This window comes from Terriglobus sp. YAF25 (assembly GCF_052113305.1).
GTDB lineage: Bacteria > Acidobacteriota > Terriglobia > Terriglobales > Acidobacteriaceae > Terriglobus.
In genome coordinates, this window is record NZ_JBFRCY010000041.1 from 1 (window position 1) to 10,957 (window position 10,957).

At 59.5% G+C, this 10,957-nt stretch carries 13 protein-coding genes; 11 read left to right on the forward strand and 2 right to left on the reverse strand.

The genetic code is table 11. The annotated features are described in order from the left end of the window. Positions 1–105 precede the first annotated feature (105 nt). Positions 106–573, forward strand: a complete 468-nt coding sequence (locus AB4043_RS02750; RefSeq protein WP_442302893.1) for a hypothetical protein — start codon at positions 106–108, stop codon at positions 571–573. A gap of 218 nt (positions 574–791) precedes the next feature. Here the strand turns inward: AB4043_RS02750 and AB4043_RS02755 are convergent, their stop codons facing one another. Then, positions 792–1,388, reverse strand: a complete 597-nt coding sequence (locus tag AB4043_RS02755; RefSeq protein ID WP_442306458.1) for a TetR/AcrR family transcriptional regulator — start codon at positions 1,386–1,388, stop codon at positions 792–794. A 95-nt stretch (positions 1,389–1,483) separates the two neighbouring features. Between AB4043_RS02755 and AB4043_RS02760 the strand changes: the two genes are divergently transcribed. From AB4043_RS02760 to argG, 8 genes are all read left to right on the forward strand, one after another. Further along, the gene (locus tag AB4043_RS02760) at positions 1,484–1,975 is read left to right on the forward strand and encodes a DUF6640 family protein (RefSeq protein WP_442306459.1); all 492 of its coding nucleotides are present in this window, start codon (positions 1,484–1,486) and stop codon (positions 1,973–1,975) included. Between the two features lie 108 nt (positions 1,976–2,083). Continuing rightward, positions 2,084–2,512, forward strand: a complete 429-nt coding sequence (gene tnpA, locus AB4043_RS02765) for an IS200/IS605 family transposase (protein ID WP_442306460.1) — start codon at positions 2,084–2,086, stop codon at positions 2,510–2,512. A gap of 359 nt (positions 2,513–2,871) precedes the next feature. Further along, entirely contained in the window at positions 2,872–3,240 is a 369-nt protein-coding gene (locus tag AB4043_RS02770) for a YciI family protein (protein WP_442302889.1), read from the forward strand. Further along, complete coding sequence (locus AB4043_RS02775) at positions 3,237–4,469, forward strand: RNA polymerase sigma factor (protein ID WP_442302888.1); 1,233 nt, start codon at positions 3,237–3,239, stop codon at positions 4,467–4,469. Before AB4043_RS02770 ends, AB4043_RS02775 begins: the two co-directional genes overlap by 4 nt. A 216-nt stretch (positions 4,470–4,685) precedes the next feature. Next, positions 4,686–5,486, forward strand: coding sequence for a DUF899 domain-containing protein (locus tag AB4043_RS02780; protein WP_442302887.1), 801 nt, complete (start codon positions 4,686–4,688; stop codon positions 5,484–5,486). Positions 5,487–5,658: 172 nt separating this feature from the next. After that, the gene (locus AB4043_RS02785; RefSeq protein WP_442302886.1) at positions 5,659–6,108 is read left to right on the forward strand and encodes a DUF1569 domain-containing protein; all 450 of its coding nucleotides are present in this window, start codon (positions 5,659–5,661) and stop codon (positions 6,106–6,108) included. Between the two features lie 209 nt (positions 6,109–6,317). Beyond that, a complete protein-coding gene (locus AB4043_RS02790; RefSeq protein ID WP_442302885.1) occupies positions 6,318–7,118 on the forward strand; it encodes a HEAT repeat domain-containing protein in 801 nt (266 codons plus the stop codon). Positions 7,119–7,197: 79 nt separating this feature from the next. Further along, positions 7,198–8,535 (forward strand): argininosuccinate synthase, encoded by a 1,338-nt coding sequence (gene argG / locus AB4043_RS02795; RefSeq protein WP_442306461.1) that lies wholly within the window; start codon positions 7,198–7,200, stop codon positions 8,533–8,535. A gap of 223 nt (positions 8,536–8,758) precedes the next feature. Here the strand turns inward: argG and AB4043_RS02800 are convergent, their stop codons facing one another. After that, on the reverse strand, positions 8,759–9,658 hold the full coding sequence (locus AB4043_RS02800) for a helix-turn-helix domain-containing protein (protein ID WP_442306462.1): 900 nt from the start codon (positions 9,656–9,658) through the stop codon (positions 8,759–8,761). Between the two features lie 96 nt (positions 9,659–9,754). Here AB4043_RS02800 and AB4043_RS02805 point away from each other — a divergent pair, with 96 nt between their 5' ends. Then, complete coding sequence (locus AB4043_RS02805; RefSeq protein WP_442302882.1) at positions 9,755–9,922, forward strand: hypothetical protein; 168 nt, start codon at positions 9,755–9,757, stop codon at positions 9,920–9,922. A gap of 107 nt (positions 9,923–10,029) precedes the next feature. Then, complete coding sequence (ku, locus tag AB4043_RS02810) at positions 10,030–10,869, forward strand: non-homologous end joining protein Ku (protein WP_442302881.1); 840 nt, start codon at positions 10,030–10,032, stop codon at positions 10,867–10,869. Positions 10,870–10,957: the final 88 nt, after the last annotated feature.

A 10,957-nucleotide genomic window follows, 5' to 3' on the forward strand; every position in this document is an offset into this window, starting at 1 on the left:
GTCTTTCTTGCGCTGACCGTTGTTGCCCGGAGGATTGGAGTAAGCCGTCAGGCTCCTTCATCGGCGCTTAAGTAAGAGTTGGGACTATGTTGCCGGAGGTGTTGTATGCACCGGAACTGTCTTCTGACGCTCTTAGCCGCAGCTACCCTCACGACAACCATCACCGCCGCCGCGCAGGAGAAGAAGATCACCAAAGATCAGCTTCCCGCAGCCGTTCTTGCCACTATCGACCGCGAGACCAGCGGAGCCATCATCAAGGGCTACGCCACGGAACGCGAACACGGCAAGCTCTTCTATGAGGTTGAAACCGTCGTCAACGGACATACCCGCGACCTGCAGATTGCACCGGACGGCACACTCACCGAGGTTGAGGAAGAGGTCGTCCTTGAATCGCTCAGCGGCGATGTACGCACCGGCCTTCTTGCCAGGGCTAAAGGAGCACGCATCGTAAAGGTGGAATCACTCACGAAACAAGGCACGCTTGTCGCCTATGAAGCGGCCGTCGAGAAAAATGGACGCCACAGCGAGGTTCAGGTCGGCCCCTCCGGAAAGCCTCTCACTCACGAAGAATAAACTTCACACAGAGATACGCGTCCTCATCCCCGGCGTTCAGGGAGATATCGGCGCCAGTCGGAAAGCCCATGAAGACCAGGCCCATCGATTTAGAGGGCTGAAGGCGCGTTCTATACCGGCCTGGGGCAACGCCCCAGGTCTCATTGCAGAAGAGTATTAAAGGGCTGAACTCCGAGGCACCCTCATCAATCGCGTCAGGGCTACCAATTCTCGAGCTCCTATCCCAACAAACTCTTCACCAGGTCACGATGATTTAACCCTGGAATCGTCTGCCCGGTAAGTGCCGTACTGAAGCTACGAAAGAACGAAGCTGACATCAGGACCGACGCGATCATCTCGGCGTTCCGGTCTTCCGGGATCCGGCCGAGTTTCTGCTCTCCCTCGATGTAGCGTGCGATTCGCGAGATACCTCCACGCGGTCCTTTCGCACGGYCGTCGAGGGACTTATGAAAGCTCTCCAGAAGTGGGGGTTCGGCAAACAGAGATGACAGCATGGGCCCGACTCGATCGTGGAAACGTTGTAAGCCTTGCAGTGCCGTCAGCAGATTCCGCTCGGGCGTCTGCTTCCCGATGTTTTCTTCCAGGGCATGCAGGGGTACCAGCATCTCCGGCAGGCTCTGCTCCAGTACGGCGAGCAGAAGCTCGACTCGCCCGGAGAAATGCACGTAGATTGCGCCTTCCGAGCATGGCACGGCCTCCGCAATCGCCCGCGTCGTCACCCCGCTGAGACCGCGCTCGCGGAGCAGGCGATCGGCGGCTTCCACGATCTCTGCCTTGCGGTTTCTCTTTGGCTCTCGTTCTGTCTTACGCTGCATGCACCATCTTTGGCGGGGAAAAGAAATACTCCCCTTGCACAGGAGTATAGTACAACTTACATAGTGAGCACTCACTCACCAAAATGGAGTTGACCATGAACGGCACGCTCTTCAGCAAAGTTCTTCTCACCTTTCTGCTGGTCTTCGGCAGCGCCATGTCCTTCGCTCTGGACTGGAGCAAAAACCATCTGCTCAATCCGCTGTGGCATCCTCACGCAAAGTTTCACGGCGCGGTTCTGCTCTTCTTCTTCGCCGGAGTCGCCATTACCGGCGTGTGGCTGCTGTGGCGCGAATCCTCCGAACCGAAGGTGGCCATTACCGCGGCAGCCGCGCTCTCAGCTTCCTACTGGACGCCCTTTTTCTTTATTCCCTATCTATTGCCTGGCTCTTCTTATTGGGCAGGAATCCCGGGCCACGAGCCACGCTTTCATGGAATGGTCTTCTATCCCAACCTTCTGGTGATCGGTGTCTTTCTTGCACTGACCGTTGTTGCGTGGAGGATTGGAGTGGGCGATCGGAAGGTTCAATGGGCACTTAACCCCAATCGGAAGGCCCATGTAGACCCACCCGGTTTAAAAAAGCGCTGAAGGCGCGTTCTATACCAGCCTGGGGCAACGCCCCAGGTTTTCAGGCCAAAAAGCGTTTAAAGGGCTGAAGGCCCGCTCTATAATCCGGCAATGCCACAATCTCTCTCGTTGCTGCTGGTTCATGTGGTGTTTAGTACCAAAGAACGATATCCATTTCTGAAGGGAACGGTCCGCGAACCGTTGTATGCCTACATGGCGAGCATCGTCCGCAACGCAGGGTGCGAATGCTATCGGATCGGTGGCGTAGCCGATCACGTTCACGTGGCTATTCGTTTGTCGAGGACAGCAAGCGTCTCTGAGTTGATCGAGTTATTGAAGACATCGTCGTCCAAATGGCTCAAGAACCAATCGATCGAGAAATTTGCGTGGCAGCGCGGATACGCCGCCTTTTCCGTTGGATTAGATGACCGGGACGCCTTGATGGCCTACATCGATTCCCAGGCAGAGCATCATCGAAAAGTATCGTTTCAGGATGAATTCCGCGCCTTTCTTACCAGGTACGGAATTGAGTTCGATGAACGATACGTGTGGGATTGAAGACTCTTATATAGAGCGGGCCTTCAGCCCTTTAACGTCTAGGGCGGCACGTAACCTGGGGCGTTGCCCCAGGCTGGTATAGAACGCGCCTTCAGCGCTCAAAAATATCACCCTCAGGGTATGAGCTTCCTCCAGCCATCTGCTGCGCGGGTGCGGGCCGGGATCCCAACATCGGGGCGAGAATGAATGCGAAGACTGCTCTGGACCACATCGTTTTCATATCACCGGCTCGTCACCTCGACCCGCGCCACTGCTCTAGACACTGTCGCATCCATCTTTGTTCCCGCAAGATGTCGAATCGGCGTCAGCTCTCGTGTCATATGTATAAGGGATGAAAGCATCCCTTAGGAGAGACAGCGATGCAATTCGCCCTGATGATCTACGAAACGCCGGAGCAGTTTTCCAAACGCAGGAACGGCCCGGACGATCCCTACATCGCCGCCTGGAGATCGTACTTCACGGCCATGGTTGAGGCGGGCATCTATGTCGGCGGCGATCCGCTTGAAGTTCCGGAGACTGCAACTACGGTGCGTCTGCAGGATGGTCATCGCCGGTTACAGGATGGCCCTTTCGCCGACACGAAAGAACAGCTCGCCGGTTTCATCATCCTGGAACTCTCCTCTGTCGATACTGCATTGGACTGGGCTGCACGTTGCCCTGCGGCAGCGGGCGGAGCGATCGAGGTGCGTCCGCTCTCGCCTGAATCCAAACAGCGAATCACTGCATGAGTTCAGACGGCCGCAACGAGATCGATCGCACCATCGAACGCGTGGCGCGCGAGTCATATGGCCGTCTGATCGCCTATCTCTCTGCGCACACACGCGACCTGGCCAGCGCGGAAGATGCGCTGAGTGAGGCTCTGGTTGCTGCGCTGAACACATGGCAGCGCGATGGTGTGCCGCACAGTCCGGAGGCCTGGCTGCTGACCGTGGCGCGTCGTTCGCTGTTCAACGTCATACGTCATCAGAAGGTCGTCGCAGCCAACGAATCTGCTCTGCTGACGTTGAACGAAAGCCGCTTCGATCCAGATGGATCGTCTCCGTTTCCCGACGAACGGCTGAAGCTGCTCTTCGTCTGTGCGCATCCGGCTATCGACCCCGCCCTGCACACGCCGCTGATGCTGCAGACTGTCCTCGGTCTCGATGCCGCGCGCATCGCTCCGGCCTTTCTGATCTCGCCGTCCACCATGAGCCAGCGGCTGGTGCGTGCGAAGACCAAGATCAACTATGGCGGCATTCCCTTTCGGGTGCCGGAGGAACGCGAGCTTCCCGAACGCCTGAACACAGTGCTGGAAGGTATCTACGCTGCCTACGGAATCGGCTGGGACGACCTGATGGGCATCGATCATCGCGGCAAAGATCTGGCAGAAGAGGCGTTGTGGCTTGCGCGCGTGCTGCTTGCATTGATGCCCGAAGAGCCGGAGGCCCGCGGCCTGCTCGCGCTGATGCTCCACTGCGAGGCACGACGCCAGGCGCGCAGAGATTCTGACGGCCGTTATGTTCCGCTCTCGGAACAGGACCCGCGGCTATGGTCTCAAGCTCATCTTGAAGAGGCAGAACAACACCTGACTGCTGCTGCCAAGGCACTACGCCCGGGCCGGTTTCAGCTTGAGGCTGCTATCCAATCCGTCCACGCGGAACGTGCACACAGTGGACGCACCGAGTGGCCCGCCATCGTCTTCTTCTACGAACAGCTGCTCCGCATCTCTCCCACCCTCGGCACCAGGACGGGCCATGCGGCGGCCGTTGCGGAAGCATCCGGCCCGACAGCGGCGCTGGGGCTTCTCGACGCCATTGAGCCGAAGACCGTCACCTCGTATCAGCCCTACTGGGCGGTGCGGGCGCATCTGTTGCATCGGCTCGGGAAGACCGAAGACGCTCACCACGCCTTCGAACGCGCCATCGGTCTCTCGGAAGATCCGGCCGTGCGGAGCTTCCTCCTCGAAAAACTCCGCTGATTTTTCCTCTCGCCTGTCGAAAGCTCTCTCCTCCGGGTGTCACCTCTCTAGAAAGCCCACGGAGAACACTCATGTGCCCCTTCTGCTTTTCCACCCTGGGAATGATCGTCGTCAGCACCGCCGCCGGTGGCGGAGTTGCGGCGCTCATCGCAAAAGCATCCCGCAGGCAGAACCCGCAACCACCCGCGCCCGGCGCGGACCAGAGGAGATAGCACCATGCCGTTGCCTACCATTGAGAACCCGAATGTCGTCTCGCGCGAAGCCTGGATCGAGGCTCGCAGAAACTTTCTCGTCAAAGAGAAGGCCCTCACCCGCCAGCGCGACGCGTTGAGCGAAGAGCGGCGTGGATTGCCCTGGGTCAAGATCGAGAAGGAGTATGTCTTCGATGCTCCCGAAGGCAAGGTCACGCTGAGCCAGCTTTTCGACGGCCGCAGCCAGCTCTTCATTAAGCACTTCATGATGGGCCCGGGCGCGACGACGCAATGCGTCGGCTGCTCCTTCGAGGTCGATCACGTCGCCGGCATTCTGGAACACCTGCGCAACCACGACATCACCTATGCCGCTGTTGCGCGGGCGCCGATCGATGAGATCGAGGCTGTCCGCAAGCGCATGGACTGGCACTTCCCTTGGGTCTCGTCCTTCGGCTCCGACTTCAACTACGACTTCAATGTCTCGTTCACGCCGGAACAGATTGCCAAGGGCGAGGCTCTCTACAACTTCCAACAGGCACCCGGATGGGCTGCCGGTGTTGAAGACCTCTCCGGCGACAGCGTCTTCTATAAGAACGACAAAGGTGAGATCTATCTGACCTACGCGACCTTCGGCCGCGGTGGCGAAGAGTTCCTCGGCGCCTATCGGATCATCGAAGCCACACCCAAGGGACGCGAAGAGAATGGCCCCTTCCGCAGCCTTACGGACTGGGTTCGTCCACACAATATGTACGGCAAGGGCGGCACCGTCGAAGCCAATGGCCGATACCATCAGCCAACCTGCGGCTGTGTGGTTCACCAACAATAGAGCATTTTCCCTGTGGGTGTGATGCAGAGCTTCCACATCCTATGGCGTTTTCCGTAATGAAAACGCCGCTGCACGCCCCTTCCGGGATACCCAGCGACAGGGAAAACGCTCTAATGTGTGCCGCGCTCCATTTCCCAGAGTGGGGCGCGGCATCGCAATGAGGAGAACGTGCATGAAGAACTTGTTTGAGGCAGCCACCATTGCTGAGGTGAAACAGCGCATGGCGGAGCTGACGCCGGAGAGCCGGCCGCAATGGGGCAGCATGAATGCCGCCCAGGCGCTGGCGCATTGCGGGATCGCCCTGAGTATGGCTGCAGGAGAACTGACACCACCGCGAGCACTGCTGGGCCGCATCTTAGGCCGGACCGCGATCAACTCCATGCTTCGCGGAAGACCGATGGGTCACAACGCTCCCGGACATCCCAGCGCAGTGGTGACGGATGACCGCGATCTGACAATGGAGCGCCAGAAACTGATCGATCGGCTCGAGTGCTTCCAGGCAGGCGGTCCCGCCGGATGCACCAGGCACCCCCACTTTTTCTTTGGCAAACTGACGCCGGAGGAATGGGCTGCCTTTCAGTACATCCACATCGATCATCACCTGCGGCAGTTCGACGTATGACTTCGGTCGCCCTCCGCTAGCATTCAGAAAACAAAGAACTTGCCTTCCGTAAGCATCTGGTCCGTGCTGATGTTTGTCTATCTAGAAATAGGCAAACGTCGGAAATCTTCTATCTATAGATAGGCAATCGCCCGACTTCCATCCCGGTCTCGGAACGCCAATCCTCGCCGCCAGCCTCGATCTAGACTCTTAAGAGGAGTTGTATCGAGATGTACCGATCTGTGGAATCGAGCTGGCCAAGGTGGGGATCGAGCTGGCTGCGGTGGTTTGGCATCTTTGTGGCGTTCACGGCCACGGCGCAGGCACAGACTGCATCGCCGCAAGCTCCGGCGGCCACAACATCAGAACATCGCGCTCCCAAGTCCTCCCGCGAAGCTCTGCAGGAGCGCGGTGTCGGCGTCGATCCTGACTCGCTGATGAAGGCGCTCTCGCACCCTGACCCCGAGGTGCGGCGTCTTGCCGCGATGCGACTGGGCACGGACAACGTGCGCAGCGCGACACCGGCGCTGAAATCTGCACTGCAGAAAGAGACTGACTCTGGCGTCACCCTCAGCCTGATGGGCTCCCTATTTAGGCTGGCCCCGCGGTCGGGAGAGTCGTATGTCGTCTCGCTCTGCCAGGACCCTGCGTTGGGCGCCCAGGTTAACCTCGCCGTCGCCAATGCGCTCACCACGCTGGACACTGCTCAGGCCGCCCGCGCCTGCGCTCCCACTCTGGAAGCGTGGGTGACGAAGAGTTCTCCCAACCCGGACGATGCCGCCAACGCTCTCACGGCGCTGGCCTCGCTGCAATCGAAGCTCGATGAGGATACGGTGGCGCGCCTGCGCAAGCAGTCTATCGGCTTCCTGGCCGGGCAGGAGTTCGGGCGGCGTATTGCCGCGATCGAGTGGCTCAGCCGCGACCGCTCCGCCGAGGCGGAGAAGGCACTGGAGCAGGCCATGGATACGGAAAAAGACCCGGCCCTGCGCGACCTGATGAAACATATTGTGAATTCCCGGCCGGCGAAGTAGAGCCCAATCCGACTCCTCACATCCACCACGTAAAATAAAGAAAAACGTCCAGCACTCTCGCTAGGACCTTGAGGTTTGAATGTCGGTCATCCTGGAACACCTACCTACCGGCCAGAAGGTCGGAATCGCCTTCTCCGGCGGCCTGGACACCTCCGCCGCCCTGCACTGGATGAAACAGAAGGGTGCGATTCCGTACGCGTATACGGCCAATCTCGGCCAGCCTGATGAGGCCGACTATGACGCCATTCCCCGCAAGGCGCTGGAGTACGGCGCGGAGAAGGCTGTTCTGATCGACTGCCGCGCGCAGCTTGTCCGCGAGGGCATTGCCGCTCTGCAGTCCGGCGCCTTCCACATCACCACCGCCRGTGTGACCTACTTCAACACCACGCCCATCGGCCGTGCCGTGACCGGCACCATGCTGGTGACCGCGATGAAGGAAGACGGCGTCAACATCTGGGGCGACGGGTCGACCTTCAAGGGCAACGACATTGAGCGCTTCTACCGCTACGGCCTGCTGGTCAACCCTGACCTGAAGGTCTATAAGCCGTGGCTCGACTCCACCTTTATCGACGAACTGGGCGGACGCGCCGAGATGTCGGAGTTCATGCAGCGTTCGGGCTTCGCCTACAAGATGTCGGCGGAGAAGGCTTACTCGACCGACTCCAACATTCTGGGCGCGACGCACGAGGCCAAGGACCTGGAGCTGCTGAGCTCCTCTTTCCGCATCGTGCAGCCAATCATGGGCGTTGCCTTCTGGCGTGACGATGTTGCGGTCAAGGCCGAAGAGGTAACCATCCGCTTTGAAGAGGGCTTCCCGGTCGCACTGAACGGCGTCGAATACACCGACCTCGTCGAACTGATGCTCGAGGCCAACCGCGTCGGCGGACGCCATGGCCTGGGCATGAGCGACCAGATCGAGAACCGCATCATCGAGGCCAAGAGCCGCGGCATCTACGAGGCTCCGGGCATGGCGCTGATCTTCGCCGCCTATGAGCGCCTGATCACCGGCATCCACAACGAAGACACCATCGAGCAGTACCGCGACAACGGCCGCAAGCTGGGCCGCCTGCTCTACCAGGGCCGCTGGTTCGACTCGCAGGCCATCATGCTGCGCGAGGCCGCAACACGCTGGGTCGCCAAGCCGATCACCGGTGAGGTCACGCTGGAGTTGCGCCGCGGCAATGACTACTCGATCCTGAACACCGACTCGCCCAACCTGACCTTCAAGCCCGAGCGCCTGACCATGGAGAAGGGCGAAAGCACCTTCTCGCCTCGTGACCGTATCGGCCAGCTCACCATGCGCAACCTCGACATCATCGACACGCGCGAGAAGCTGCTGAGCTACGCCAAGTCAGGCCTGATCAAGCTGAGCCAGGGCACGGAGATGCCGCAGCTCAACTCGGGTGAGAAAGAGTAGTTGGTTTTTCCAATGGGTGGGAGCCGTAGGCTTCAGCTCACGGTTTAGCAGTCACATAAAGATTGGGCTTTAAGCCCTGGGTCTTCTCTGTCGGGCAGAAGAAAAGCCCAGGGCTAAAAGCCCATTTACTTTTTGATCCTTTACCAGCGGGCTGAAGCCCGCTGCTCCCACCGGTTCATGCCAATGACTGCGTAGACGGCCGACATAATGTCGGCCGTCTACTTTACGCACCTAGCCGCCATTCTGTCGGTGTACATCCAACCCGCTCGCGGAACGCTCTCGTGAAATTCACCGGCGAGTTGAAGCCGCAACGGATTGCAATCTCGCCGACGGGTTCCCTGGAGAGCTTCAACAACACCTTCGCCTCATCCATTCTCCGGTCCAGCAGATACTGATGCGGAGTCTGTCCGGTACTGCTGCGAAAACCACGCGCAAAGTGGAAGGGGCTGATCTCCAGCTCTTCCGCGATCTCGTCCAGATGCAGTTCCGTGGTGAGGTGCTCGTTCATGAATTCCATCGCGCGCCGCAACTGCGGCCGTGGCAACCCGCCCTTGATCACCGGGGACTTGTAACCTCCCCCCGCATATTTCCGCAGCAGGTGATGCTGCAGGTCCAGCGACAGCAGATTTGCGTACAGACTTCCCAGCGGCCAGCCGTCCTGCACCTGTCTGCCCATCTCCATCAGCAGGTGGCGCAGGCCGCTGTCGGTCGCCGACCATTGGGGTGAGAAGTTCACCTCCGGCGAGCCGATCGTCTCCTCTGCCAGCCTGGCGATCTCACTTGACCGCAGCGAGAGCAGCAGACGCTCCGAGGGGCCAGTCCAGCGCAGCCGGTCACGGGTACCCGCCGGCAGCACGATCATCGATCCCGGCGCGGTCGTCTCGATGCGGTTTTTCCCCTCTGTCCACCACTCAAAGTCCGAATCGCCGCTGAGCTGCAGGTGAAGAAACAGATCGCCGTGCTCATGCTCGGGGATCTCCATCGGCTTTAGGGAGTGACGCTCCAGCACCACGCCCGACCACGGCTGCTCCGCCGCCTGCACCGGCTCCAGCAACATCGGCGCCGGGCACRGCGGGACGAGTTCCCGGTTGCGGAGCACCAGAATGCGGTCGGCCGAACTCATGTTTTAAGAGTACGCCTCCTCATTGCAGCAAGATTTGCATACTCCGGGGCCCGGGCAGCGACATCCTAAGTACGCAGCTGATTTAGGGAGGTTGCCATGGGCAAGTTTACGGAGTGGGTTAGCGAATCATTTATCTGGGGCGTAGGCGTCACCCGCCCCAAGCCGGGCAGCGAACGCTTTGCCGCGCGTTACATCACCGGACTGCTGCTGGGAACCATCGCGCTTCTCGCAGCCGTTTTCCTGGTTGTTGTCACGCACATCTAACCGGTGGCTGCCCGCCTCTTCGCGAGCCGGCGGGCGCCTGCAGACGTTGAGCGACACTTACTGGGAGATCTGGCATCGAATGAGCGAGGTCAAAGGAGTCGCTCAGTATGCCAGGTCGTCCCACGTGGTCCGGATCGCTTCAGATTTCGCTCGTATCCATCGCAGTCAAGATCTTTCCGGCGACCAATCCTGCACGCCAGGTGGAGTTTCATCAGATCGACCGGAAGACTCATCAGCGAATTCACCATCGCAATGTCGATGAGCACGGTGAGGTGGCCGCCGACGATATCGTCAAAGGCTACGAATACGCCAAGAACCGATATATCGAGATCGATCCGGATGAACTGAAGAAGCTGCGCCTCTCCACCTCCACAACGATGCAGATTGCGCAGTTTGTGAAGGCAGAGGATCTGCCTGCGGCCCTCTTCGATCGGCCCTACTTTGTGGCGCCGAAAGAAGACAGCCAGGCCAAGGCGCTCAGCATCATGCGCAAGGCGCTACAACAGACGAACACCTACGGCATCGGCGAGATCGCTTTCAGCGGACGCGAGCATCTTGTCGCAATCGCGGCGCCCTCTGATCCAAAACAGAAGGGGCTGATGCTTTATACCTTGCGGTATGAGGATGAGCTTCGCGACTCCAAATCGGCGTTGGCTGGGGCGAAAGACGTAGCGGTCGATGCAGACGAGCTGTCTCTGGCCAGGCAGCTCATCAACGGAAGCACCTCAAAGTTCGATCTCAGCGCTTATAAAGATGACTACGATGCCGCCGTCAAGAAATTGGTGGAGGCAAAGCGCAAAGGCAAACCCCTTCCTGAAGAAGAGCCGCAGCCGGCGAAACCCAAGGTCGTCAACATCATGGATGCGCTGCGCAACAGCCTGGCGGAGACGAAGAAGCCAAAGCGGACAAAGGCGAAAAATATCAGCCGGCGGAAGAAAGCAGCTTAGGGTACATCGACAAGTTCGTTCTGTGGGTTTGTCAGGAGTTTGGGTCGCCCTAACCCACCCTAGCGTTGCGAGGGCGGGGCACCCGGGC